General features: G+C 39.9%; 24 protein-coding genes and 1 other RNA gene. 6 read left to right on the top strand and 19 right to left on the bottom strand.

Annotated features, from left to right (window positions below):
• Positions 1 to 14: 14 nt before the first annotated feature.
• From DBT49_RS05430 to DBT49_RS05475, 10 genes are all read right to left on the bottom strand, one after another.
• Positions 15 to 440, bottom strand: a complete 426-nt coding sequence (locus tag DBT49_RS05430) for a diacylglycerol kinase family protein (protein ID WP_070560105.1) — start codon at positions 438 to 440, stop codon at positions 15 to 17.
• On the bottom strand, positions 415 to 891 hold the full coding sequence (gene ybeY, locus DBT49_RS05435; protein ID WP_064292488.1) for an rRNA maturation RNase YbeY: 477 nt from the start codon (positions 889 to 891) through the stop codon (positions 415 to 417). Before ybeY ends, DBT49_RS05430 begins: the two co-directional genes overlap by 26 nt.
• 2 nt (positions 892 to 893) lie before the next feature.
• Positions 894 to 1,883 (bottom strand): PhoH family protein, encoded by a 990-nt coding sequence (locus DBT49_RS05440; RefSeq protein ID WP_141745219.1) that lies wholly within the window; start codon positions 1,881 to 1,883, stop codon positions 894 to 896.
• 155 nt (positions 1,884 to 2,038) lie between these two features.
• On the bottom strand, positions 2,039 to 2,482 hold the full coding sequence (locus DBT49_RS05445) for a GatB/YqeY domain-containing protein (RefSeq protein ID WP_064292489.1): 444 nt from the start codon (positions 2,480 to 2,482) through the stop codon (positions 2,039 to 2,041).
• 36 nt (positions 2,483 to 2,518) lie between these two features.
• Positions 2,519 to 2,692 (bottom strand): 30S ribosomal protein S21, encoded by a 174-nt coding sequence (gene rpsU / locus DBT49_RS05450; protein ID WP_060778297.1) that lies wholly within the window; start codon positions 2,690 to 2,692, stop codon positions 2,519 to 2,521.
• Between the two features lie 157 nt (positions 2,693 to 2,849).
• Complete coding sequence (locus DBT49_RS05455; protein WP_070560103.1) at positions 2,850 to 3,782, bottom strand: nucleoside hydrolase; 933 nt, start codon at positions 3,780 to 3,782, stop codon at positions 2,850 to 2,852.
• Positions 3,783 to 3,800: 18 nt separating this feature from the next.
• Positions 3,801 to 4,757: an ABC transporter permease gene (locus DBT49_RS05460; protein WP_070560101.1), complete on the bottom strand. Its 957-nt coding sequence runs from the start codon at positions 4,755 to 4,757 to the stop codon at positions 3,801 to 3,803.
• A 3-nt stretch (positions 4,758 to 4,760) separates the two neighbouring features.
• Positions 4,761 to 5,828, bottom strand: coding sequence for an ABC transporter permease (locus DBT49_RS05465; protein WP_070560099.1), 1,068 nt, complete (start codon positions 5,826 to 5,828; stop codon positions 4,761 to 4,763).
• Positions 5,821 to 7,368 carry an ABC transporter ATP-binding protein gene (locus DBT49_RS05470; RefSeq protein WP_070560097.1) on the bottom strand — a complete coding sequence of 516 codons (1,548 nt, stop codon included), beginning with the start codon at positions 7,366 to 7,368 and terminating at the stop codon, positions 5,821 to 5,823. The genes DBT49_RS05465 and DBT49_RS05470 overlap by 8 nt, the downstream gene beginning before the upstream one ends.
• 13 nt (positions 7,369 to 7,381) lie before the next feature.
• Entirely contained in the window at positions 7,382 to 8,440 is a 1,059-nt protein-coding gene (locus DBT49_RS05475; RefSeq protein ID WP_070560095.1) for a BMP family lipoprotein, read from the bottom strand.
• A gap of 265 nt (positions 8,441 to 8,705) precedes the next feature.
• Between DBT49_RS05475 and DBT49_RS05480 the strand changes: the two genes are divergently transcribed.
• Positions 8,706 to 9,647, top strand: coding sequence for a 2-keto-3-deoxygluconate permease (locus DBT49_RS05480; RefSeq protein ID WP_070560093.1), 942 nt, complete (start codon positions 8,706 to 8,708; stop codon positions 9,645 to 9,647).
• Positions 9,648 to 9,768: 121 nt separating this feature from the next.
• Here the strand turns inward: DBT49_RS05480 and DBT49_RS05485 are convergent, their stop codons facing one another.
• Positions 9,769 to 10,212 (bottom strand): Fur family transcriptional regulator, encoded by a 444-nt coding sequence (locus DBT49_RS05485; protein ID WP_070560091.1) that lies wholly within the window; start codon positions 10,210 to 10,212, stop codon positions 9,769 to 9,771.
• Positions 10,213 to 10,311: 99 nt separating this feature from the next.
• Here DBT49_RS05485 and DBT49_RS05490 point away from each other — a divergent pair, with 99 nt between their 5' ends.
• Positions 10,312 to 11,139 carry a pyruvate, water dikinase regulatory protein gene (locus DBT49_RS05490; RefSeq protein ID WP_070560089.1) on the top strand — a complete coding sequence of 276 codons (828 nt, stop codon included), beginning with the start codon at positions 10,312 to 10,314 and terminating at the stop codon, positions 11,137 to 11,139.
• Between the two features lie 146 nt (positions 11,140 to 11,285).
• Here DBT49_RS05490 and DBT49_RS05495 read toward each other — a convergent pair whose 3' ends face one another.
• The 4 genes from DBT49_RS05495 to hisS all read right to left on the bottom strand — a co-directional run bounded on the left by DBT49_RS05495 (position 11,286) and on the right by hisS (position 16,070).
• Positions 11,286 to 11,900 carry an RDD family protein gene (locus tag DBT49_RS05495; RefSeq protein WP_070560087.1) on the bottom strand — a complete coding sequence of 205 codons (615 nt, stop codon included), beginning with the start codon at positions 11,898 to 11,900 and terminating at the stop codon, positions 11,286 to 11,288.
• Position 11,901: 1 nt separating this feature from the next.
• Positions 11,902 to 12,927: a signal peptide peptidase SppA gene (gene sppA, locus DBT49_RS05500; protein ID WP_070560085.1), complete on the bottom strand. Its 1,026-nt coding sequence runs from the start codon at positions 12,925 to 12,927 to the stop codon at positions 11,902 to 11,904.
• 75 nt (positions 12,928 to 13,002) lie between these two features.
• Positions 13,003 to 14,772, bottom strand: a complete 1,770-nt coding sequence (aspS, locus tag DBT49_RS05505; RefSeq protein WP_070560083.1) for an aspartate--tRNA ligase — start codon at positions 14,770 to 14,772, stop codon at positions 13,003 to 13,005.
• Complete coding sequence (gene hisS / locus DBT49_RS05510; RefSeq protein ID WP_070560081.1) at positions 14,772 to 16,070, bottom strand: histidine--tRNA ligase; 1,299 nt, start codon at positions 16,068 to 16,070, stop codon at positions 14,772 to 14,774. The genes aspS and hisS overlap by 1 nt, the downstream gene beginning before the upstream one ends.
• A 442-nt stretch (positions 16,071 to 16,512) precedes the next feature.
• Between hisS and DBT49_RS05515 the strand changes: the two genes are divergently transcribed.
• Positions 16,513 to 17,895: an N-acetylmuramoyl-L-alanine amidase gene (locus DBT49_RS05515; protein WP_224783854.1), complete on the top strand. Its 1,383-nt coding sequence runs from the start codon at positions 16,513 to 16,515 to the stop codon at positions 17,893 to 17,895.
• Positions 17,896 to 17,975: 80 nt separating this feature from the next.
• Here DBT49_RS05515 and dtd read toward each other — a convergent pair whose 3' ends face one another.
• The 4 genes from dtd to DBT49_RS05535 all read right to left on the bottom strand — a co-directional run bounded on the left by dtd (position 17,976) and on the right by DBT49_RS05535 (position 22,307).
• The gene (gene dtd, locus DBT49_RS05520) at positions 17,976 to 18,422 is read right to left on the bottom strand and encodes a D-aminoacyl-tRNA deacylase (protein ID WP_070560079.1); all 447 of its coding nucleotides are present in this window, start codon (positions 18,420 to 18,422) and stop codon (positions 17,976 to 17,978) included.
• 79 nt (positions 18,423 to 18,501) lie between these two features.
• Positions 18,502 to 20,748 carry a RelA/SpoT family protein gene (locus DBT49_RS05525; RefSeq protein ID WP_111872353.1) on the bottom strand — a complete coding sequence of 749 codons (2,247 nt, stop codon included), beginning with the start codon at positions 20,746 to 20,748 and terminating at the stop codon, positions 18,502 to 18,504.
• Between the two features lie 94 nt (positions 20,749 to 20,842).
• Positions 20,843 to 21,793, bottom strand: a complete 951-nt coding sequence (prmA, locus tag DBT49_RS05530) for a 50S ribosomal protein L11 methyltransferase (RefSeq protein WP_070560075.1) — start codon at positions 21,791 to 21,793, stop codon at positions 20,843 to 20,845.
• A gap of 16 nt (positions 21,794 to 21,809) precedes the next feature.
• Positions 21,810 to 22,307 (bottom strand): hypothetical protein, encoded by a 498-nt coding sequence (locus DBT49_RS05535; RefSeq protein WP_070560073.1) that lies wholly within the window; start codon positions 22,305 to 22,307, stop codon positions 21,810 to 21,812.
• A gap of 219 nt (positions 22,308 to 22,526) precedes the next feature.
• Between DBT49_RS05535 and gpsB the strand changes: the two genes are divergently transcribed.
• The 3 genes from gpsB to DBT49_RS05550 all read left to right on the top strand — a co-directional run bounded on the left by gpsB (position 22,527) and on the right by DBT49_RS05550 (position 24,559).
• Complete coding sequence (gpsB, locus tag DBT49_RS05540; protein ID WP_070560071.1) at positions 22,527 to 22,892, top strand: cell division regulator GpsB; 366 nt, start codon at positions 22,527 to 22,529, stop codon at positions 22,890 to 22,892.
• 65 nt (positions 22,893 to 22,957) lie between these two features.
• Positions 22,958 to 23,313, top strand: an RNA gene (rnpB, locus tag DBT49_RS05545) — RNase P RNA component class B.
• A gap of 103 nt (positions 23,314 to 23,416) precedes the next feature.
• Entirely contained in the window at positions 23,417 to 24,559 is a 1,143-nt protein-coding gene (locus tag DBT49_RS05550; RefSeq protein ID WP_111846214.1) for a THUMP domain-containing class I SAM-dependent RNA methyltransferase, read from the top strand.
• The last annotated feature ends 69 nt before the right edge of the window (positions 24,560 to 24,628 follow it).

Raw genomic sequence — 24,628 nt, forward strand, 5'->3', positions numbered from 1 at the left:
AGTCCTTTCTAAATTTAAAAGAGAAGTGCTAATAGATAAGGCGTGAAAATAATTATACCAATCACTACCGAAAAAATAGATGTGAGCAAGACTAAACCAGCAGCCACATCCTTAATATGTTTTGCAATCGGATGATATTGGTAGTTGGTAGTTAAATCGACCATCCATTCAAAACAAGTATTAATCATTTCACAAGCCATAACCATAAGACAACAAAAAAGCAAAATGATAAATTCTAAGCGCTTAATTTTGAGCAAGAGTGCTAAACAAACCACTAAAAACAGTGAGGCGGTTTGGAATCGAAAATTACGTTCATGTTTAAAGGTGAATACGATTCCTTCACTAGCAAAGCCGAGTGACCGAATAAAAGACCGGTTTTTGAAGCGCTTATTCTTATAGTCTTCCTTGAGCTCTTTATTCTCTTTTGAGTCCATAGGCATCCAAAATCTCTCTTTGTAGGCCAAACATTACTTTTTCATCTTCTGGCTCGATATGGTCATAACCGTTCAAATGCAAAAAACCATGACAAGCTAGAAAACCTAGCTCCCGTTCTAATGAATGATTATATTCCTCTGCCTGACGTTTAGCCGTGTCTAAAGAAATAATCAAATCTCCTAATTCATAAGGCAAATCTTCTGGCCACTCAGCAATAGGACTATCGCCTTCGCTTTCATCGTTGATGGCAAAACTAATCACGTCTGTTGGCCGGTCTTTCCCCCGGTAATCCCGGTTAATGGCGTGGATTTCATCATCGTGGACAATAGTCGCGGACATTTCCGTTTCTCGATTCAGCTCAAGTCGTTTTGCTGCTGCATCTAAGACCCCTAATATAATATTAACTTGATTTTCGCTTAGTTCTCCTGTTTTATCCTTGAATAAGACAGATAACATGCCTATTCACCTCCATGTTTCCTTTGTTCAGCTTCTTTATCATAGGCTTTAATAATTGCTGAAACCACTGGATGTCTGACGACATCATCGGTATCAAAATAGACAAAACGGATGTTATCAACACCCTTGATAATGTTTTCGGCATCAGTAAGTCCTGACTTTATTCCTCTAGGGAGATCGATTTGAGTTTTATCGCCGTTGACAATCATTTTTGACCCGAAACCTAAACGAGTCAAGAACATTTTCATTTGCGCCTTAGTCGTGTTTTGTGCTTCGTCTAAAATCACAAAAGCATCATCTAAGGTCCTACCGCGCATATAAGCTAAGGGAGCAATTTCAATGACCCCTCGCTCCAACAATCGTTCAGTATGGTCAGCACCATAGATAGTATATAGGGCATCATAGATAGGTCTAAGGTAAGGATCAACTTTTTCTTTTAAATCCCCTGGTAGGAAACCCAAACTCTCACCAGCTTCAACTGCAGGACGGGTGAGTATAATACGTTTAACCTGGCCCTTTTTTAAGGCAGAAACGGCCATAACTACTGCTAAAAAGGTTTTCCCCGTTCCGGCAGGTCCGATACCAAATGTTAGTGGGTTAGCCTTAATAGCATCAATATATTGTTTTTGCCCAAAAGTTTTAGGTTGGATAATCTTGCCATCATAGCTTTTCCCAATTGCCTGGTCATATAAGTCGATAAAAGTATCGAGTTGACCATTATTAGCCATTTTGATGGCTGTAATAATGTCACGTTCTCCAATCGTTTTGCCCTTATTGATCAATACTTCAAGAGATTGAATAATTTCTGCTACTGTTTCAATCGTATCACTAGCGCCAATGAGTTCTAATTTATCACCACGAGCATTGATTTGTAAAGTATAGGATTCTTCGATCAAACGCAAATGCCGGTCATGGATTCCATATAAAGTTAGAGCTATCGCTGGATCCTTTAATTGAATGGTCTTAGTAGTCAGTGACTGTGTCAAAAGCAATCTGCCCCCTTTTAATTGATAAGATTAGTATAGCAAAAGGCGTTAAAAAAATCGAATAATGAAACAGAACTTCTGCCTTTCATTCAGTAGAAGAATTACAGAGGCCTTGCCCATATAAAAAGGAGTTGGATCAACGGTCCAACTCCCCTATACTTTTATGATAGCAAGGATTTTGCTACTTTTTGAATTTGATTACCATCCGCTTGACCTTTCAGTTTAGCTACGGCTGTTCCCATAACTTTTCCGAAGTCTTTCATTGAACTGGCACCTACTTGATCAATAACTTCCTTAACTGCTTGGGTAATTTCTTCTTCAGAAAGTTGTTTTGGTAGGTAGTTTTCAACGATTTCTATTTCTTTAGCGGTTTGGTCAGCTAAGTCATCTCTTCCAGCTTCATGAAATTCATTCACAGAATCTTTTCTTTGTTTCAATTCTCTAGATAAGATGCTTAGTTCTTCATCATCCGTTAACGCTTCTTCTTTGTCAATTTCGGCTTTTTGTAAAGCGCCCTTTAACATGCGAATAACGGATAAACGGAATTTATCTTTAGCTTTCATGGCTTCTTTCATATCTTGATTTAATTGATCAATTTTTGCCATGAGGCGCCTCCAATCTGTCCTTTAGGTTATGCACGATTAGAATTTACGTTTACGAGCAGCTTCCGATTTTTTCTTACGGCGAACTGATGGTTTTTCATAATATTCACGTTTGCGTGCTTCACGTAAGGTGCCGGATTTTGAAACCGAGCGTTTAAAGCGACGAAGAGCGTCATCAATAGATTCGTTTTTACGAACTACAGTCTTTGACATGGTATATACCTCCCCTCGTTTCATCCTTACCATTTCCTCCACTTTAGGAAATGTACAAAGTTGATTATAACGAATAATCGAAAGTCAGTCAATCTTAACTTTAATTAAAGTAAGGGTCAAAAGCTAAGTTATTGGCATAAAGTATAAATTTTTTTAATTATTGCCAAGCTAAATTAAAAATTGTTTGGAAAAATTCCGCATGTTTGACATCATAACCCACATCGACTAAACGACCATTTTCGTCCTCATAGGTCTGCCCTTGATTAATCCCCTTGGTGGCGACCTTGGCCTTTAAGGCATGCTTCTTTGTCAATGAAGGATCAATATAGGAAATGGCTGTCAACACATCCCAAAGATAATAAGTCGAATTTGAGACTTGGTGAACTAATGGTGGCACTAAGGCATAGCAGTTACCTAGAAAATCTATCCCTAAATTTTTCCGTTCTTTAGCCCAAGCCTGACGTATCGGTATTGTTAGTGGCACCTTTTCGGTACTTTCTAAGGCAACGATATCAATAGGGAATGCTTCTTGAAATACCCGTTCGACTGCCTCTGGATCCCAAAAAGCATTCCATTCAGCTGAACCATCATGTTCAGGTTCGAGGACATTACCCTTTGCTTGAAAGGCGCCGCCCATCCAATATAATTTATTAATTTTAGTAGCAATACTTGAATCAGTATCTAGTGCTAGCGCTAAGTCAGACAAAGGACCTGTAAAGACCAGGTCAATAGCTTGGTCAGCGGATTTAAGAATATCAACCAGTTGCAAGTGGGCTGCTTGATCAACTATTAATTTTTGACTGATTTCATATTCATTTAAAACGGGTAAGGCATCTACAGTAAAGGCATGTTCACGCCATTCCTTAGGAAAAGGATTCTTAGGTCGAGCCACTGAGGGAGCGATTTTGATTGCTTTACCTGGCGCAAAACGGTTCAGGATCTTTTCAGAAGCAGATAAAGCAGGTTCTAAATAGCAATCACCTGGAACCACACCCACACCTAGGATTTCAATATCTTTAGCCTGACTTAATAAAAATAATGCTACTAAATCATCAACTGCACCGTCGTGATTAAAATATATTTGTCGCATTAATATCCTCCTTTTCATTTATTTACTCTTTACATAGGTTACTCCATTAGCTTTAGGCCCAACCGATTTACCTATAAAGAAAACCACTGTCACTAAGGTAATTAAATAAGGTAATATTTGCAACCAAAGGTCTGGAATTCCTGATAATCCCGGAATATAGTTACTTGCATAGCCTAAAGCTTGGGCAAGTCCAAAAAACACCGCTGAGAGAGTCGCACCAATCGGATGCCAATGTCCAAAAATCATGGCTGCTAAAGCCATATAACCTTGACCAGAAATGGTCGTCACAGCAAACTCATTAGCAATCGCCTGAGACTGGATAGCACCACCGATGCCTCCCAGAAAACCTGAAATCAAAACTCCAGCATACTTCATCGCGTAAACATTTATCCCTAAGCTTTCAGCGGTTAGAGGAGACTCCCCTACTGAACGTAAACGTAAACCGAAGCGAGTCTTAAATAAAACTAGCCAAGCGATTAGCGCGAAGAAAAAACTAAACCAGGCAACTGGGGGAGTATTCACAAAAAGAATCGGTCCGATTAGGGGGATTTTACTGAGGAATGTAAACGTTCGATTAATAAAAGGGACAGCCAAAGGTCCGGTTTGTGCTGACCCTGTAAGCGCCCGGCATAAAAAGACCGTTAAGGCTGGAGCAGCTAGATTTAACACCGTTCCTGATATGGTGTGGTCAGCACGCAAATGAATAGTCGCTACTGCATGGAGAGCAGAATAAATCAGGCCAAATAATCCGGCGATGATTAAGGAAATCCACGGGGACCAAGAGCCAAATTGAGGGGCTAGGAAGAAATTCGATAAGGCACCAGAAAAAGCACCAATGACCATAATCCCCTCTAAACCAATGTTCACTACACCGGATCTCTCAGAAAAAGTACCGCCAATGGCTGTCAAGATTAAAGGGGCTGCGTATAACAAAGCATTAGAAACTAATAATTGTAGCATATCAATGAATGACATTTTCTACTCCTTTCCTTTGGCTTGTTTAAGGGCTTGCAACTTATTTTTTGCCCAATCAACAATGTAGGCTGTCCCAACAAAAAAGATTATACATGCGATGACCACTTGGGCCATTTCATCAGGAACCCCTGCACTATTGGGCATAAAACGCGATCCCACATTTAGAATGCCAAAGAGTAAAGCTGATAGGAAAATGCCTAGTGGATGATTCATTCCTAACAGAGCAACAGCAATACCATTAAACCCTTCACTAGGAAGTGTTCCTTGAATCGTTATCCCTTGAAAAGTCCCTAAGCCAGTAATTACACCACCAACACCTGCACATAGGCCAGATAAAGTCATGGTTAAGATAATATTTTCTTTAATTGACATTCCGGCGTAACGACTGGCTTCCGGATTTAGGCCAATCGACCGGGTTTCAAACCCTTTTATAGTTTTATTTATATATAAGTGGTATAAAACCATAAAAATAAAGGCAATAAATATTCCTAGATTTAACCGTGAGCCATTACTTAATTCACTGAGCCATTTTAAAGATAAACTGGCATTTTCAGTCATTTCCGGTGTTTTCAATTGGCTTCCCAAAGGACCTCTGATAATCCAGTTGGTAAGATAAAGGGCAATATAATTCAGCATGATGGTAGTGATCACTTCGTTACTACCACGCCAAGCTTTGAAAGCACCTACTAAACATCCCCAAAAACCTCCAGCTAAAGCTCCTACTAGAAAGCAAAGTGGGACTAGGGCTATTCGCGGTAAATCGGGGTTGGCTAAGGCAAACCAAACGGAAGCAATCCAACCTAATAAGTACTGACCTGGAATACCAATGTTAAAAAAATTAGCCTTAGCAGCTAGAGCAAATGATAAACCAGTAAAAGTTAAAACGGTCGCTTCACGAAAGGCCTCTCCTAAGAAATAAGGACCAGTGATCACCTTCCCGATCATCGCTTGGTAAGCAAGGATCGGATTGTAACCGAAGAACAGCATAATTAAAGCCCCAACAAAAAATCCTAGAACAATCGATAACAAGGAAATAATTAAGGCATAGGACATCTTTTTACTATTATTCACCGTTCTCACCTACTTTTTCTAATTTGTCAATTGATTCTCCAGCCATCAATAAACCTAACTCGGTTTCGTTGGTCTCCTGACTATCCACAATACCGGTAATTTGTCCCTGGTGAATAACAGCAATACGATCAGATAAAGACATCAACTCATCCAATTCTTGGCTAACTAAGAGAATAGCCTTGCCTTTACGTCTCTCTTCCAATAATCTTTCATGAACCTCTTCAACCGCACCAATATCTAATCCTCGAGTAGGCTGAGCAGCAATCAAGACTTTGGGGTGGTTTTCAAGTTCACGGGCAATAACAATTTTCTGTTGGTTTCCTCCAGATAACTGACTAGCCTTTGCTGAAATATTTGGAATAGCAATATGGTACTTATTGACTAGGTCTTTAGCGTTATTTTCAATCGCATCAGAGTGCATTAACAAATTTTTACTAAAGGGCTTTTGATAGTAATTACGTAATATAAAGTTATCAGAAATAGGCATTGCTAAGATTAAGCCGCGTTTATGGCGATCTTCAGGAATATGTCCCATCCCCTTTTCAGCGATCTGGCGAGTATTATCATGGGTAATTTCTTCTCCATCTAAATAAATATGTCCCATAGTCGCTTCACTTAATCCGGTTAAAACATCGATCAATTCACTTTGACCATTACCATCAATACCAGCGATCCCCAGTATCTCTCCCGCAAACAAGTTTAAATTGACCCCTCTTAGGATCGGTTGATGACGTTTTTCCAGGACCAGATCTTTTATCTTTAGGACTTCATTACCTAGCTGGGAAGCTTCTTTATTTACATGGATTTGCACCTTACGACCTACCATCATATCGGCGAGTTCTTGTTCACTGACCTCGTCCACATCAACGGTGGCAATTTTTTTACCACGACGAATAATGGTGCAACGGTCTGCAGCAGCCTTGATTTCACTTAACTTATGAGAAATAAGAATAATTGCTTTTCCTTTAGCCGCTAAATGACGTAAAGTTTTTATCAATTCAGTGATCTCTTGCGGGGTTAAGACACCAGTCGGTTCATCTAATATCAGAATATCAACATCCCGGTAGAGTAATTTTAATATTTCAACTCTTTGTTGCATACCTACAGAGATATCTTTAATTTTCGCTCTTGGGTCAACTTTTAAATCATACTTCTCACTGAGTTCACTGACAACTTTTTCACTATTCTCTTTCTTTAAAAAGCCATGCTGGGTGATTTCAGCACCCAGCATAATATTTTCAGTCACAGTAAAATCATCAATAAGCATGAAGTGTTGGTGAACCATGCCGATTCCCTTTTCATAGGCAACTGCTGGTGAGCTAACCGTCACCTGTTCTTGGTTGATAAGAATCTCACCACTAGTTGGGGTCAATAAACCTGTCAAAATATTCATCAAGGTCGATTTCCCTGCCCCATTTTCGCCCAATAAAGCATGAATTTCACCTTGCTTAACATTAAAGGAAATATGATCATTTGCAGTAAAATCGCCAAATTTTTTACTGATATCTTTAATTTCTAATGCTAAATTCTGTTTTGACACGATATTCATCCTTCTATTTTAAATCAGCAAGCTTTTCAGGTACGGTAATTTTATCGCTCTTGATGCCTTCACGCGCTTCATTAACAGCTGTCTTAGCTTCTTCATCTAAGTTAGTATCTACTAAGTCAACTGCACCTTCTTTAACACCATTAAATTGACTTTGTCCACCAGGGAAGTCTCCTGACATGGATTGGTCAGTAACCTTAGCGATTGTCGTACCGATGAGTTTTAAGGTAGAAGCAAGGGTAAAGTTACCTTGAGACCATTCTCCTTCACTCGATTGGTCACGGTCACAACCAATAATCCAAAGGCCCTTTTCCCCATTTTCCAAGCGATTGCGGGTTTCAGTAAAGGCACCGTTACCGGTTTGTCCTGCGGCTGTAAAGATGATATCAATGCCGTTTTGATACATTGAAGAAGAAATTTGTTGACCACGGGCAGCATCGCCAAAGGAATCCGCATATTGAACATCAACCTCAACTTCAGGCTTAGTATCCTTTACCCCTTGCTTAAAACCAGCTTCAAAACGTTCAATGCCTGGAATTTTCATACCGCCAATAAATCCAACTTTATCTTTCTTAGTCGATTTTGCAGCGGCGACACCAGCTAAATAAGCCGATTCGTTATCTTTAAAGGATAATGAAACCACATTAGGCAGATCAACTTGTCCATCGACTAAGCCATAGTGTTGGTCAGGATTGGTTTCTGCTATTTTTTGGATTGGCTCAACCATAAAAGAGCCAATACCAAATACGATATTATAATTATCAGCTGTTGCAGTCGATAAGTTAGGAATGAAATCTGCTTCTGAATGTGATTGATAAAATGAACGCGCATTTTCAGAAAAGCCATGATCCTTGGCCCATTTTTCCATTCCTTCCCAAGCTGACTGGTTGAAGGAGCGGTCATCTATCCCATTCCCATCAGTAACCATGGCAATACGATATTCATCACTAGCTGATTTGTCACTAGTCGAAGATCCACTGGTACCGGCATTTTGACCTTGACAACCAGCAAGCGCTAAACCTGCTAAAGCACCAATAACTAAAGTTTTAACTTTCTTTCCGAACATTTTGCACCTCTCTAATATAAAAAGTTCGTTTTAACTACAAGACAAGTATAACTCAGATTATAGCATAAAACAACATTTTTACGGACGAATTTCTAAAAACGTTTAATATAGTTCGCTTTTTACATAATATAAATATCAATACGCTCTTTTATATTATTTAATTGTAAATTTCATTTTTATTATCTTGTAATTAAAAAAAATAGGCTTATAATTGACTTTAATGCGCAATTAAACCTATTTATCATTAGCTATAAGGAGTTATTCAATGTACGATTTTATGAAGAAAGTTCCTGGTGGTCTCTTACTAGTCCCTATGCTTATATCAGCATTATTTTGCACCTTTGCCCCCGGTATTTTTGAAATCGGTGGGGCTACTCAAGCTATCTTTACTGCCGATGGTTTAAATTACATTATCGGATTTGCTTGCCTTTGCTCGGGAGCTTCTATTGATCTCTCCCATTTAAGTGTGGTCTTAAGAAAAGAAGGCGTCCTTATCCTAGTAAAGGTCATCATTAATATTGTTTTAGGCCTTTTGTTTATTCAATTCTTTGACATGGATGGGATTTGGGGAATATCAGCCATTGCTTATATTGCTGCTATCGCTTCCACCAATCCTTCTTTATTCCTAGCCTTGGAAAGTGACTATGGGACTAAAGATGACATCAGTGCCTTTGGGTTAGTTGGCTTGTTATGTACCCCAGCTTACCCTATGTTAGTTTTTAGTATCTCTCAAACCACTGCCATTAATTGGACCCCAATTATCTCAACCATCATTCCTGTCATCGTTGGAGCGGTACTAGGCAATTTAGATTCTAAGATGCGGGATTATCTAGCACCTGGAGCAGCAATTACCCTCCCCTTCATGGGCTTTGCTTTTGGAGCTAACATTAATCTAATCGACGCCATCAAAGCGGGGCCACAAGGCGTGCTCTTAACCATTCTCTTCTATATTCCTATGGTTCTTATCATGGTCTTAGTTGAACGTTACCTCTTAAAAGAAGATGGAGTCACCTCCTTAGCTATGTCTTCAATTGCTGGGATGTCTGTTTCCGTTCCTGCTATTATTGGTGCAGTTATTCCCAGCTATCAAGAATTTGTCGCCTCGGCTACTGCTCAAATTGCTTTTGGGGTAGTTATCAGCTCGATTATTACTCCAATTATTGCCCGCAAACTTTATCGTCCTAAAGAAACGGATCAAACACCTTAGCCTAAAGTCTCCTAAGAAAAATATCTCTACTAGAATTAACTAAAAAACTCAGTCTCCTATCAATTTTTCTACCTTGACTGGCAGAGAATCTGATAAGAGGCTGAGTTTTTCTTATGCTTTATTAAGACTGCTTTTCGCTTTCAGCTAAGCAGTCAGGACAGAGCCCAAAAAGTTGAAAACTATGCCCGTTAATTTCATAGCCAGGAAGCTGTTGGCTATAGTAGGATAAATCACCTAAACGAACGGGAACGGTTTTCCCGCAGTGGTTACATACGAAGTGATGGTGGTGGCCTAAGATGGGATCACAATGTTGACGGAATACCATCTCCCCATCAATTTCATTTTCTTCTAATAGATCATAATCAGTAAATAAGCGCAAATTCCGGTAAATCGTATCAAAACTTATATTAGGATGGTCTTTTTTCATGGCTTGTTGGACATCCTTGGCTGATTTAAAATGATTAATATCTTGGTCAAAAACCGCTAACATATCCGCCCGTCTTTGCGTATACTTATAACCTAAATCATTTAATTGGTTCATAGCATTTTTTACAAATTCAGACATAGAGACCCCTCCCAATTTAATTTATTATAGCATGCATTTGCTTTATGGCCATGTTATAATTTGTTTTAAAACATAATGGATGAAATAGGATGTGTAATAATGACTGAAGAAAAACAAATTAAAGATTTTTATTTACTATCTGATGCAGTCGGCCAATTAACAACTGATCTCTTAGATAGTGTAATGGTACAGTTTCCTGATGTTGAAATCAATATAAAGAGCTTTCCTTTCATTCTTCATGAGGACTCGCTGATCCCAGTTCTGGAAGCAGCTAAAGACAATCAAGCCCATATCGTAGTGAGCTTTGTTAAAGAAGACCTTCACCAAACCGCTGCTCGCTTTTGTCAAGATCATGGGCTTTTTTATTATAACGTCCTTCATCCCATTATTGAACTGATTGGTGAAGAATCTGGCACTCCTTCTACCCAAAAGCCCGGCCAGCGTCATAAATTAAATGACCAATACTATAAACGTATTCAAGCCCTTGAATTTGCGGTTCAAAATGATGATGGGCGTTACCCTAACCGTTTTGAGGAAGCGGATATCGTTCTATTAGGTATTTCGCGTACCAGTAAGACTCCCCTCAGTATCTATCTGGCCTTCCAAGGTTATAAAGTAGCTAATTTACCTTTAGTCCCAGAAGCACAACTCCCTGAAGAAATTTTTAAAATTGAATCCAATAAAATCATCGGGCTCACCAATGACATTAATGTACTAAATAAATTTCGTCGTGAACGCATGCGTAGCTATGGGGTGGATGAATCAGGGCTTTATAGCGCCGATGACCGCATTGAAAAAGAATTATCCTATGCCAATGAGGTTTATGAGCGTCTGCAATGTCCCATTATCAATGTTGCTGACCGCAGCATTGAAGAAACAGCTACCCTCATCCTTATGTTCATGAACTTCAAGCCCCAACAAAAATAAAGTGATAAATTTTCTAGGCAAATATACTTTGAAAAAGATTGAAAAGAGGTTGCGACCGATACATCGCAACCTCTTTTGTATAATCCCATAAGGAGTTAATTGATGACACACTTGCTAATCACTCTGATTGGCATACTTCCTATAACTTAACTTTTGGAAGGACTAGGATAATTAATTAAGTCCATTTGGCTGAGAGACAGCACCCGTGTGTCGGTAAAAAAGTCGATAAAGTTTTCGCGTTTAGGCGTGAAAACAATAACTAAGGCTAGAATTGGGAACTGGCGCAGGATAACTTTCCCTAAACCTTCACGTATCAGGCAGGTTCCCAATGATAAGCGACTTTCATCAGCCTTAACAACTCTTAAGCGACAGAAAAATTTGCCTAAACTTTGTCCATTAAGGAGGTAAGTCGACAAGGTAAAGTATAAAACCCAGATAAAATTAACTGCTAGGAAATTCACTAAATCGCCTTGTTCAAGTAAGTCTCTACTTAAAAATAGACTGGCAAGTGCTAAAAGGATACTTACTAAGGCTTTAATGAATAGATAATCTAAGCAATAGGCCAATAAACGTTGCCAAAAACCTCCATAAACCTGGCGAGGCAATTGATCAACTGAGTCAGAATAACTAGGAAAACAAGTGGTCTTATAGCCCTCTCCTGGAGCCGATTTATTTTCTAAGCTACCTTGGTAAAGTTCATCATTTAAGCCAGAAATATCAATATTTTGCTTATCATCTGTTTTTTTCTTTTTACCAAACATCTTATTCACCTCCGTAGAGATAATATGGACGTGGGGCTTGGTCAGTTAGTTCCTTAACCGCTTCAATTTCATTAGCTGGTGTATCTGCTTTCAATAACTTACTCAAAGGAATAGCTTGGCTAAAGCGACGAATTAACCTGCTAAATTGTTGTTGGTCTTCGTCAGTACTTACTAAGTAAACCCGGCCACCTTCTAAATCGTGATCAGCCTTTAAGGCCTCTAAGGCATCTTGACGGTAACCAATGGCATCAATCAAGTGCTTATCCAAGGCTTGTTGTCCTGAATAAATGCGCCCGTCAGCTAATTTACGGACTTCGTCTTCATTCATTCCCCGGCCCTCGGCTACAATTTTTACAAAGCGATCATAGGATTCTTTTAAAATATTATTGATAATTTCCCGGTCTTCATCACTAGGGTCTCTATACATCGATAATAGATCCTTATGGTCTCCCGATTTAAAGACTTCAGGTTTAATACCATGTTCCTCTAGTAACTTACTGATATTAAAAGTGGAAAGAATGACACCAATTGACCCAGTAGTCGTTTCCGTATCAGCAAAGATCTTATCTGCAGCCATTGAAATCATATAGCCTCCGCTAGCGGCCATGGACTTCATGCTGACGTAGATAGGAATTTGGCGACTTTCCTTCAAATCCTTTAAAGCCCGGTAGAGCTCAACACTCTCGTAAACGGCTCCACCTGGGGAATCAACTTCTAGAAGTAAAGCTTTAACTTTATGATCTTCTTTTATTTTTTTAATAGCAGACAGGGTTCCTTGGTGATCATAGCCTTGATTAGCTGAAAACAAAGAGTTTTGATCTCCCGTATCAGCGATAGTCCCATTGACCTGGAGGACAGCAATTTGAGAATTGCTATCGCCCTCTTCGATGGTTTTATCACTAGCAAAGAATTTATTTGAGATCGCATCATCCAAATCAGCTTCTTTCTCACGCACAGCTGCACTTTGGACACCAAAGAATAGGATTAGTGCGGCCACAATGACAACGATCCAGCTTTTTTTATTCATTTTCCTCACCTTTTCTCTCTGACTAAAAGTTACATTTATTTCTTACTTAATCAGGAATTTTCTTGCAAGCAGGGATTAGTCAAGGTCAATTTTAGTCACTTCTAAATTAAGTTCATCCAATTGCTTGTCAGAAACAGGACTTGGAGCATCGGTGAGCACATCCACCGCACGACCATTCTTAGGAAAGGCCATCACTTCACGAATATTGTCTTCTCCGGCTATGAGCATCACTAAGCGGTCTAAGCCAATCGCTAAACCACCATGGGGAGGGAAACCATAATCCAAAGCATCTAATAAGAAACCAAATTGTTGGTTAGCTTTTTCTTCTGAGAATCCTAAAGCTTTTAGCATAGCTAATTGAACCTCTTTTTGGTGAATACGGATGGAACCTCCACCAATTTCATAACCATTCAAGACAATATCATAGGCTTGAGAGTAGACAGATTCAGGTTCACTTTCTAAACGGTCAAGATCTTCTTCGTTTGGCATAGTGAAGGGGTGGTGCATGGCAGTATAACGTTTTTCATCAGCATTGTATTCTAATAAAGGCCAGTCAACTACCCATAAGAAATTAAATTGATTCTTATCCATCAAGTCTAATTCACGACCAAATTTTAACCGGACTTCCCCTAATGAAGCGTTAACTACCGAAGCTTGGTCAGCAGAGAAGGCCAAAATGTCCCCTGCTTCAGCATTCATCCGTTCCATTAATGGTTGTGGGTTTTCTTTAAAGAATTTACCAATTGGCCCTGTTAGTCCATCTTCAGTCACTTTAATCCAAGCGATCCCTTTTGAGCCAAATGGTTTGGTGTAAGGGGTCAAGCCATCCAGATCTTTTCTTGAATATTGATCAGCAGCTCCCTTAATATTAATTCCCTTAACAATTCCCCCATTTTCAATGGCCATATTGAAGACCTTAAAATCATATTGGTCAACGATATCTGATAAATCAACCAATTCTAAGCCAAAGCGGGTATCAGGTTTATCAGAACCATAGCGGCTCATGGCTTCATCATAAGAAATCACTGGGAAATCTTCTGTCATGTCGAGTCCTTTAACTTGTTTCATGACTGCTTTTAACATGTTTTCGACGATATCACGAATTTCTTCTTGACTCAAGAAGCTGGTTTCCAAGTCGACCTGGGTAAATTCAGGTTGACGGTCCCCACGCAGGTCCTCATCTCTAAAGCAACGCACAATTTGATAATAGCGGTCAAAGCCACTGGCCATTAAAAGTTGTTTTAATAATTGTGGTGATTGAGGTAAGGCATAGAATTCACCTGGATGAACTCGGGAAGGAACTAAATAGTCACGCGCCCCTTCTGGAGTTGATTTTGATAAGTAAGGGGTTTCAATATCTAAAAAGCCATCTTGGTCTAAGAATGAACGAATGGCGTGGGTCACTTGAGACCGTAAGCGGATATTATCTTGCATTCTTTGACGGCGTAGGTCGATATAACGGTATTGCATCCGTTTATCTTCATTAACATCGATAGTATCTTCTACAGGGAATGGTGGTGTTTTAGCGCGATTGAGAATGGTCAAATCACTGGCCATTACTTCAATATCCCCATTTTTTATTTTAGGGTTAATTTCCCCTTCTGCCCGAGCGACAACTTGTCCTTGGACTTCGATTACGTATTCAGAACGTAATTTTTCTGCCCGATTAAAATGGTCGCCCAGGTTGGCTTCATTAAATACCACTTGGACAAAGCCTTCGCGGTCACGCATATCGACGAAGATAACCCCACCTAAGTCACGGCGACGTTGTACCCAACCCTTTAAGGTCACTTCTTGGCCAATCATTTCATTAGAAACGAGGCCACAATAACTTGTTCTTTTCATTAATCATTTCCTTCTTTCATAGCTTTTTTTACCTGGTCAAAGTGTTCAATCACATCATCAATAGCGAAATGACGCTCTTTGCCAGAATTCATATTCTTCACATTAATATTTTTATCCGCTAGCTCACTCTCACCTAAGGTTAAGGTATAGGCGGCACCATGGCGGTCTGCATCACGAAATTGCTTTTTGGTTTTGCGTTGGTTGAGATCAAATTCAACATTTAAGCCTTGCCGTCTTAGAGCTTGGACAATTTGTAAAGCTTCTGTGACAACACTTTGTCCGATGGTTACCAAATAGATATCGAGAGGATTTTCAACTGCTAAATCTGATTTTTGTGCTTCCAGTAATAAAATCAAGCGTTCCATTCCAATCGCAAAACCGAATCCCGGCACATCTTCCCGACCTTCGGAAAGTTCTTTCACTAGTCCGGAATATGACCCCCCACCACAAATGGTGGTTTCCGCACCAAAGACTTCATTATTTGTCATAATTTCAAAAATGGTATCTTGGTAATAGTCGAGACCGCGAACCATATTAGAGTCAATTTGATAAGGAATATTTAGGGCTGCTAATAAGCTTTGGACTTGTTCAAAACGCTCTTTAGAGGCTTCTGATAAATAATCAAGAATTTTAGGCGCATCTTTAACAATTTCCTTATCCTTGGCGTCCTTACTATCAAGCACGCGCAAAGGATTTTGATAAAGACGGGTCTTAGAATCTTCGCTCAGTTCCTCTTCAAAAGGTTTTAAGTAATTAATTAAGGCTTCACGGTAGTCCAAACGCGCTTCATTATCGCCTAAGGAATTAATTACTAATTTCAAGTCTTTAACTCCAAGAGTTTCAAGAATTTCCCAAGCTAGAGCAATGGTTTCTACATCACTAAGGACGGTTTTCCCATCAAAAACCTCAACCCCTAACTGATGAAATTGACGTTGCCGGCCACCTTGGGGACGCTCATAACGAAACATGGGACTAATGTAATAGACCTTATAAGGCTTAATGTGTTCAGGGCCATACAGTTTATTTTCAATAAAGGCCCGTACAATGGGTGCTGTCCCTTCAGGTTTCAAAGCAATATGACGGTCACCTTTATCATAGAAATCATACATTTCCTTGGTGACGACGTCGGTTGTTTCTCCTACACCACGAGCAAAAAGATCATAAGATTCAAACATGGGTGTGCGAATTTCATTAAAGCGATATTTGGCCATAATATCTCGGGCTGTTTTTTCAATTGCTTGCCAAATTTCAACTTGACCCGGTAAAATATCCACAGTCCCTTTAGGTTTTTGAATCATATCCTGCCTCCTTTTAATATTTAGTGGTAATAAAAAACGCCCCTATTTCTGTTCAGAAATAAGGACGATGACAATCGTGGTACCACCTTAGTTTAGTAGTCTTACTACCCTTGTCGACTAACGCGCGATAACGGAATAGCTTTGCACTATCCACCTCAGGGGTTGTCTAAAAGTGTACGAAGTGACTCCCAGCAAATATCACTCTCTCTAAACCACACTTATCTAATGCTTTACTTGCATCCCCGTCATAGGTATTCCTTAGTAAGATTACCTAATTGTCTTAAAAATGTCAACTGATTTAATAAGTTTCCGCTGTTTTTATTAGGAATTTTTATTATAATGAATCATATGTATTCTTTCTAATACTTATTATTTATTCGAAAATCTATCATCTCTTTAAAAAAGGCTAGACTTAAAAGAAAGTTCTTAGGAGGTTCAACTCTTGTCCAAAAATTCTCCTTCACAAACAAAAGATAAGAAAAAAAATACCTATTTAGTTTTCTCTATTATTATTCTGACCTTATTCATTATTGCTTTTGCCCTGATTTATCACGTTAAAGTCAAGTCGACCAAAGAAGTGACCACTGGTGTCATTAATATGCGAAATGGTCCCGGAATCACCTATGATATCTCCCAGCAAATTGACCAAGGGAGTCAATATCAGGTGCTTGAAGAAAAGCACGACTGGAAGCATATCATCCTTGATAATGGTCAAAGCGGCTGGATTCCCAATTGGTTAGCTAATGATAGCTTAGCTAATAATGAAGAAGAAGCGAAGGCAGGAACAGGATTTATTGCCACGGTTTTATCCGACCAGGTTAATGTTTATCAAGATGATTCCACCAATTCTCAAGTGATTGGCCAAGCCAATGATAATGAAAAATATAATATCCTCTACCAGTCGGGTGATATGATCAATATCCAATACAAGGACGACATTGGCTGGATCCCCCAAAATCAAATTGAAATCACCCCAGGAGTCATTACCCAAGCCCCAGGACGCCAACAGACTAAGGAAGAAAAAGCAGCAACAGACGCTTTCTTAGCTAATTATGACGCCTCAGTGACCGCTACCGCTGCCGGTGTCCATATCCGCAGCCAGGCAAGTAATGATTCAGAAATTATCTATAAGGGTCAAATCCATGAAAAATTTGCCTATCTTGGCCAAGAAGGTGCCTATTACCATGTCAAAGCCCAAGACGGTACGGAAGGTTACCTAGCCAATTGGTTGGCAGAATCAGATTCAACCGCCATGGAAGATAAGGCAAAATCCCTAGCCAATACCTCAACCATTAAAGGAAAAACCATTGTCTTAGACCCTGGTCACGGGGGGAGTGATCCGGGAGCCATCCGCGGTGATAAACAGGAAAAAAATGTCACCCTAAAAACCGCCCAAGTTGTGAAGGGACTGTTAGAAGATTATGGAGTTAATGTCTTAATGACTCGGGAAGATGATACTTTTGTTGACCTAGCGCCGCGTGCAGACATCTATAATCAAGCCCAAGCGGATGCCTTCATTAGTCTTCACTATGACGCTGCTGAAGAAACGACAGTATCGGGAACCACCGTTTACTACTACGATGACGCTTCTATTCCTTTAAGTGAAAATGTCCAAGCGCAATTGATGGAAAAAATGCCCCTGGCAAGTAATGGCACTCGTTTCGGTAATTTCCAAGTCATTCGTGATTCAAAACCCCCTGCGATACTGATTGAATTGGGCTACATGAGTAATCCAAATGATGTCAAGGCCTTTAGCCAAGATGAATATTACCAAAAAGTTGCCCAAAGCATTCTCAATGCCTTAATTATTAATTACCAAGAATAAAGTAAATAATGACAAAAAAACTCACTCAGGATTTAAAAATCTTGAGTGAGTTTTCATTTTACCGAATAAAATCGTGCAAGCTATTCATCTGAATCTAAGATAATCGTTATTGGGCCATCATTAATTAATTGAACCTGCATATCAGCTCCAAACTGACCCGTTTCGACTTCTAAATTATAGTTATTACGTAGTTCTTCATTCAGTTGTTGATAGATGGCATCTCCGTGGTCTGCTTTAGCCGCATCGATAAAGCTTGGCCGGTTGCCCTTCTTGGTTCTCGCATAGAGGGTAAATTGAGAAATCGATAAGATCTTCCCGCCAACTTGCTTAATATCCAAGTTCAATTTATCGTTTTCATCAGCAAAAATTCGCATTTTGGCAATCTTTTTAGCCATATATTTAACGGTCTCTTCAGTATCACTATCATGGACACCCACTAGGAGCACAAAGCCATGGTCAATGTGACCGACTGTTTCGCCATCAATACTTACACTAGCCTCCTTAGCCCGTTGGATAACAATTCGCAAAAAATCTCCCTTTCTATTCAATAAATTTTTATTCACTCAACTATTCTCTCATCGATCACTGACATTTTAAAGACATTCACTAAACCCGTTCAACATCATAAACATCGGGAACATTTTTAATACGGTCAATAATCTTCTCTAACTGGTCTAAACTTTGAATAACAATTCTAATGCGTACCTTCAAGTTATTGGTCTTATGATCAACATTTCCGTTGACGTTAGAAATATTGGTTACCAAAGGCGTAATAACCTGCAAGATATCGTTAAGAAAACCGTTACGGTCAAATCCATCGATCATAATTTCTACGGCATAGGAATTATTGTGGGTAGCCGCGTCTTCCCAATAGACTTCAATCAATCGTTGAGATTGAACCTCATTCATATTTTGGATATTTTGACAGTCTTGGCGGTGAATGGTTACCCCCCGTCCCATAGTGATAAAGCCAATAATGTCATCACCTGGTATAGGGTTACAGCAATGAGCTAGGCGGAAGAGAACATTATCTTCACCTTCCACCACAATTCCATCATTGTGGCGAACGGCCATCCGCTCGGACTTGCCCCCCCGGCTGGATTGACCGTTATTTTTACGCTCCTCTTCTTCTTGGAGGAAATCTTCCAGTTTCGACTGGTGCTCCTCTTTATCACGGCGTTTCCGTTCATTTTCAGTGATCTTATTGGCGACAGCGGAAGCGGATAGTTCACCAAAGCCCACTGCTGCAAATAAGTCGTCGATACTTGAAAAATTAAAGCGTTCCAAACATTTAGCCTGCATATCCTTGTTGAATAATTCATTAAAGGAAAAGTCCATCTCCTTAACGGTTTTAATCACGGCTTCCCGGCCACGTTCAATATTTTCATCACGATCTAATAATTTAAAATGCCGTTTAATCTTATTTTTAGCCCGATTAGTCATCACGAAATTCACCCAGTCCCGACTAGGACCAGCAGAATTCTTAGAGGTTAGGATTTCAACAATATCACCGGTATGTAAGCCATAGTTCAAAGGAACAATCTTTCCGTTTACTTTGGCCCCTACTGTACTATGTCCGACTTCGGTATGGATTTGATAAGCAAAATCCAGTGGGCTGGCGCCTGAGGGTAATTCGCTCACATCACCCTTGGGGGTAAAGACATAGACCTTGTCCTTAAAAATATCCTCTTTAACGCTTTCCACAAACTGAGTGGCATCATCCGAATCGTCTTGTAAATCCTCAATTTGATGGAACCACTCTAATTGTTTATCTAAATCGTCAGTTTCTACCTTGTCGGTAACCCCTTTTTTGTAAGCCCAGTGAGCTGCTACCCCATACTCAGCCACCTCATGCATATCAAAGGTTCTAATTTGAATTTCAACAGGTTGGCCATGTTCACCTAAGACCGTGGTATGCAGAGATTGGTAGCCATTGGCCTTAGGCATAGCGATATAGTCCTTGAAACGTCCAGGTAGAGGTTTCCAGCTGGTATGGACAATGCCTAAGACTGCATAGCAATCCTTTACGCTAGGAACCAAGACACGGATAGCTAGGAGGTCATAAATTTCGTCAAAGGTTTTCTTTTGCTGGTGCATCTTTTTATAGATGGAATAGATATGCTTAGGACGGCCATAGATATCGTATTCGCCATCAATAATGGGCTTGACATACTTATTTAAAACGTCAATCGTCGCATCAATATAAGCTTCCCGTTCTTCTCTTTTTGAGTTCATCAGGTGAACGATCTGGTAATAAGCCTCTGGATTAATATAGCGCAAACAGGTGTCCTCTAATTCCCATTTGATTTGACTCATCCCTAGGCGGTCGGCTAAGGGCGCATAGATATCAAGGGTTTCTTCGGAAATGCTGACTTGCTTTTCAGGACGGTGCCATTTTAAGGTGCGCATGTTATGTAAACGATCAGCCAGTTTGACCACAATTACCCGCAAATCATTGGCCATGGCTAAGAGGAGCTTTTGGTGGTTTTCAGCTAGCTGTTCCTCTTTCGAACGATACTTCACCTTCCCTAACTTCGTCACCCCATCAACCAAAGTGGCAATGGTTTTAGAGAAAAAGTATTCTATATCATCTAAAGTAATGCCAGTATCTTCGACCACATCATGCAAGAAGCCAGTGGCTACAGTATCCGGGTCCATTTGTAAATCAGCCAGAATACTGGCCACTTGGGTGGGATGAATAAAAAACGGTTCGCCCGATTTACGTTTTTGTCCTTCATGCGCCCTCTCCGCAAAAGCACAGGCTTTTTTTATCATAGCTACTTTATCTTCAGGCATATATTGTTCACAGGAAGCGATGACTTCTTCTTTACTTTTGTTTTTGATTTCTGACATAAGAAGCCCTCCATTCTACAAGATCTTTTAGACACACATCTAAGTATATTAAAGTTATTATAACGCGTCTGAATGAGTGCAGGCAATTACTTACCTATAAACTATTTTTATCTCGATGCTCTCTACCCTTCTTGGCTAGGATTCCAAACCAATCCCCAGCTCGCATAATCCAAGGTAAATAAAAATCATTAGCGATTAATGCATCCTTTAGCTTGTCAACTTCAGTATAGTAGATGCCGGATAAGATAAAAGATCCATTGTCTTTTAAGTTGTCATAGGCTTGGGGAACGAGCGGCAGGAGGATATCCGCTAAAATATTGGCAGTGATCACATCTACCTGGTCATGGATACCGTTGAGCTTATCGTTAGACTGAACCGTCACCTGATCCATGCCAGCATTGAGGTTAATATTAGCCTTAGCAGTTTCGATAATGCTCTCATCATAGTCATAGGCAGCGACACTTTGAGCCCCTAAGCGTTTTGCCGTAATCGCTAAAATACCTGAACCGGTCCCCACATCAATCACCCGGTCGCCCTTTTGTAAGACCAGACCCATTAAATGAATGGCTAACTGGGTCGTGGGATGGTCTCCGGTGCCGAAAGCCATGCCAGGATCCAAATAAATAGCATTGGAATCAGCCTGTTGACTGTCTTTTTCCCAAACCGGAATAATTGATAACCAATGATTGACTTGAATCGGTTGATAATAGTCTTGCCAGTTCGACACCCAAGATTGGTCTTCCAAGCGGTTAATGCTTAGTCCTTGTGAGGACCAAGCAGGATCAAGTGCCTGTAATTTTTCGGCAATCGCTTCTTTTAAGGCTGATTGGTCCGTTTCAGCTGAAAAATAGCCTTTTACAATGGGGGAGTCCCCATATTTTTCTAGGACATCATCGCTTTTAAAGACACCAAAGGCTGAGGGAAGCTTTAAATAATCTTCGATATCTTGGATAGCGACCCCATTAGAACCGAGCGCCATTAAACAATCTGATACTAAGTCAGAGGGTATATTTTGACAATATATAATTATTTCTAACCAGTCCATAATCTCATTCCTCCCTCTAGAAACAGAGTAAGGAAGCATCATAACGATTGGCTACCTTCAAGTTATCAATAATGGTTACTAAGGCTTTATTGGACCAATGAATTGTCATTTGCTGGCGTACATTAGCTTCTAGGCCCCGTAGTTGGTGAGCAGTTTCGTTAACAAGTTGGTGAATAAGTTGTAAGCAAGCGTCAATATATGACTTTTCAAAAGCATTAGGCGCTTGATTAGCGGGAATGACAATGTGGTTACTTTGACTATCATTCTTCCTAGCATGTTTGGAAAATGAAAAGCTCAGGGCATAATAATCGAGATCATTATAGTATTGGCCAAAATGATCCTCAAAAGTCACTGGAGCAGTACGGTATTCACCAGCTGGGTTAGCAATAAAAAATTGTAATAATAGTTCGCCTCGCTGGCCATCTTCAATTAGGCGCCAAGGAAAAGCGCTGGGCTCTTTTTCTAGTTGTTCTTGAAGGTACTTTGCTAAGGAATAAAAACGTGTATTTGGCATGTCAATCTCCTTTTTAACTATCCCTTGCTCCCCTATTTAAAATAAAATGTCTATTGATTAGGAAAGCGAATTTTTATAATTAAATTTATTATAACAGTTATTGGTCAATCAAAAAAATTTCTTAATAATTTTCTTAAACCCAAGAGACCCAGTCTTAATAGATCTTCTTTTATGCTATAATGGTTTTATTACAATTATTACTAATTTGAGGTGTCTGGAATGTCTGCTCGTAACTTAACAACCAAAGATATACTACAAAAAGAATTTAAACCAGCCTTGCGTGGCTTTAATACCGAAGAAGTTGACGCGTTTTTAGATTTAATTATTCGTGACTATGAATCCTATGAAAAGGAACTAGCCTTTTTACGCCAAGAAAATAATCGCTTAAAACAAAATATCGAAAGTGAAAGCAAACAGACGAACAACACTAGCAGGAGTTCTAGTCAAGCGGCAACGACTAACTACGATATACTCAAGCGCCTTTCTAAACTGGAAAAAACGGTCTACGGACAAAGCATTCGCAAACAAAATGAGAACTATCAAGAAGACCCTGTTGAAGAAACTCGTATTTACCGTAGCGAATAAAAGTCAACAGAAAACACTAGCAATTTAATCGTATTTACGGTAGAATTCTAGAGTTGAACATTGTAAATTTCGGGTAATCGCGGGTACCCCGAGGTATCTGAGGAAAGTCCATGCTCGCACAAGCTGAGAAGCTTGTAGTGATCGTGCTTAGCGAAACCATAAGCTAAGGCTCAGACGGCGGACAAAAAAGCTAAGGACTTAGTCTAGGCTTGAGTCATCCTGAAAAGTGCCACAGTGACGAAGTTGAACGGGAAACCCTTCAAGTGGAACGCGGTAAACCCCTCGAGCGAGCAACCCAAACATTGGTAGGGGCACTTGACGAATCGGAAATGAACGAATTCGTCGGGGCAGTAATGCAGATAGATGATTACCGATCAAGTAGCTTCCTGACCTACTTGTGAACAGAACATGGCTTATAGAAATTTACATCAGGCAACATAAGAGGCTGGGACAATGTTCCAGCCTTTTTATCATGGCGATTTTCATGTTAAGATGTAACAGACTAACTAATAAAGGAGACCATTATGAAACAATATTCCTTAATTGCCACCTGCGCTAGCGGGATTGAGGCCTTAGTATCCAAAGAATTAAAAGATCTGGGTTACTCAAGGGAAAATGAAAATGGCAGAGTTCGCTTTCAAGGTGACCTTAGTGATGTTGCTAAGACTAATATTTGGTTAAGAACTGCTGACCGGATAAAAATTGTTATGGGAGAATTTAAAGCGACCACTTTTGACCAACTTTATGAACAGACCAAAGCCATTGCCTGGGAGGACATCCTCCCCCTCGACGCTGAATTCCCCGTTTCAGGGAAATCAGTAAAATCTAAACTCCACCATGTGCCGACATGTCAGAGTATGGTTAAAAAGGCGATCGTTGACCGCTTAAGTGAGGTCTACCATCGTCGTGGTCATTTACCAGAGGCCGGTGCTCGCTACCCCATTGAGATAAGTATTCACAAAGACAAGGCCCTCTTGACCCTAGATACTTCAGGGACTAGTCTCTTCAAGCGCGGTTACCGTCAAGAAAAAGGTGGAGCTCCCTTAAAAGAGACTTTAGCTGCAGCCCTGGTTGATTTAACCACATGGTTTCCAGACCGCCCCCTTTATGATCCGACCACTGGCTCTGGAACCATCGCCATTGAGGCGGCTATGAAAGGGATGAATATTGCACCTGGTCTTAAGCGGTCATTTGTATGTGAGGACTGGGATATTTTTCCTAAAGAAGTCTTTGACCAGGTCAGAGACCAAGCGCGAGCTGCTATTGACCATGAGGTTCAATTAGATATTCTCGCTTGCGATATTGACCATCGCATGATCGAGATTGCTCAGAAAAATGCTGAAGCAGCAGGTGTTAGTCACCAAATCCACTTTAAACAAATGCAATTAGCTGATTTTACCACCCAAAAAAGCTATGGCATTATTATCTCCAACCCACCCTACGGTGAACGCCTAAATGATGAGGACTATATCCATGACCTTTATGAAAAGATGGGAGAAATTTACCGACCCCTCAAAACTTGGAGTAAGTATATTTTAACCAGTGATGAAAATTTCGAAAATTACTATGGCCAAAAAGCCACTAAAAAACGTAAGCTCTACAATGGAGCCCTCAAGGTGGACTATTACCAATACTGGGGCGAAAAACGTCCTCGTAACAAAGCATAAAGACTAAAAAACTGTCATTACCACTTTCTCTTTCACTTAGTAAGATTGACTAGATGAATAAGATTGATA

The sequence above is a fragment of the Aerococcus mictus genome (assembly GCF_003286595.3).
GTDB lineage: Bacteria > Bacillota > Bacilli > Lactobacillales > Aerococcaceae > Aerococcus > Aerococcus mictus.

What these genes read in the sequence shown, in the direction of transcription:
- DBT49_RS05430 (WP_070560105.1), bottom strand. Translation starts at nt 440, where the DNA reads ATGCCTATGGACTCAAAAGAGAATAAAGAGCTCAAGGAAGACTATAAG.
- ybeY (WP_064292488.1), bottom strand. Translation starts at nt 891, where the DNA reads ATGTTATCTGTCTTATTCAAGGATAAAACAGGAGAACTAAGCGAAAAT.
- DBT49_RS05445 (WP_064292489.1), bottom strand. Translation starts at nt 2,482, where the DNA reads ATGGCAAAAATTGATCAATTAAATCAAGATATGAAAGAAGCCATGAAA.
- rpsU (WP_060778297.1), bottom strand. Translation starts at nt 2,692, where the DNA reads ATGTCAAAGACTGTAGTTCGTAAAAACGAATCTATTGATGACGCTCTT.
- DBT49_RS05455 (WP_070560103.1), bottom strand. Translation starts at nt 3,782, where the DNA reads ATGCGACAAATATATTTTAATCACGACGGTGCAGTTGATGATTTAGTA.
- DBT49_RS05460 (WP_070560101.1), bottom strand. Translation starts at nt 4,757, where the DNA reads ATGTCATTCATTGATATGCTACAATTATTAGTTTCTAATGCTTTGTTA.
- DBT49_RS05475 (WP_070560095.1), bottom strand. Translation starts at nt 8,440, where the DNA reads ATGTTCGGAAAGAAAGTTAAAACTTTAGTTATTGGTGCTTTAGCAGGT.
- DBT49_RS05480 (WP_070560093.1), top strand. Translation starts at nt 8,706, where the DNA reads ATGTACGATTTTATGAAGAAAGTTCCTGGTGGTCTCTTACTAGTCCCT.
- DBT49_RS05485 (WP_070560091.1), bottom strand. Translation starts at nt 10,212, where the DNA reads ATGTCTGAATTTGTAAAAAATGCTATGAACCAATTAAATGATTTAGGT.
- DBT49_RS05490 (WP_070560089.1), top strand. Translation starts at nt 10,312, where the DNA reads ATGACTGAAGAAAAACAAATTAAAGATTTTTATTTACTATCTGATGCA.
- DBT49_RS05495 (WP_070560087.1), bottom strand. Translation starts at nt 11,900, where the DNA reads ATGTTTGGTAAAAAGAAAAAAACAGATGATAAGCAAAATATTGATATT.
- sppA (WP_070560085.1), bottom strand. Translation starts at nt 12,927, where the DNA reads ATGAATAAAAAAAGCTGGATCGTTGTCATTGTGGCCGCACTAATCCTA.
- aspS (WP_070560083.1), bottom strand. Translation starts at nt 14,772, where the DNA reads ATGAAAAGAACAAGTTATTGTGGCCTCGTTTCTAATGAAATGATTGGC.
- hisS (WP_070560081.1), bottom strand. Translation starts at nt 16,070, where the DNA reads ATGATTCAAAAACCTAAAGGGACTGTGGATATTTTACCGGGTCAAGTT.
- DBT49_RS05525 (WP_111872353.1), bottom strand. Translation starts at nt 20,748, where the DNA reads ATGTCAGAAATCAAAAACAAAAGTAAAGAAGAAGTCATCGCTTCCTGT.
- prmA (WP_070560075.1), bottom strand. Translation starts at nt 21,793, where the DNA reads ATGGACTGGTTAGAAATAATTATATATTGTCAAAATATACCCTCTGAC.
- DBT49_RS05535 (WP_070560073.1), bottom strand. Translation starts at nt 22,307, where the DNA reads ATGCCAAATACACGTTTTTATTCCTTAGCAAAGTACCTTCAAGAACAA.
- gpsB (WP_070560071.1), top strand. Translation starts at nt 22,527, where the DNA reads ATGTCTGCTCGTAACTTAACAACCAAAGATATACTACAAAAAGAATTT.
- DBT49_RS05550 (WP_111846214.1), top strand. Translation starts at nt 23,417, where the DNA reads ATGAAACAATATTCCTTAATTGCCACCTGCGCTAGCGGGATTGAGGCC.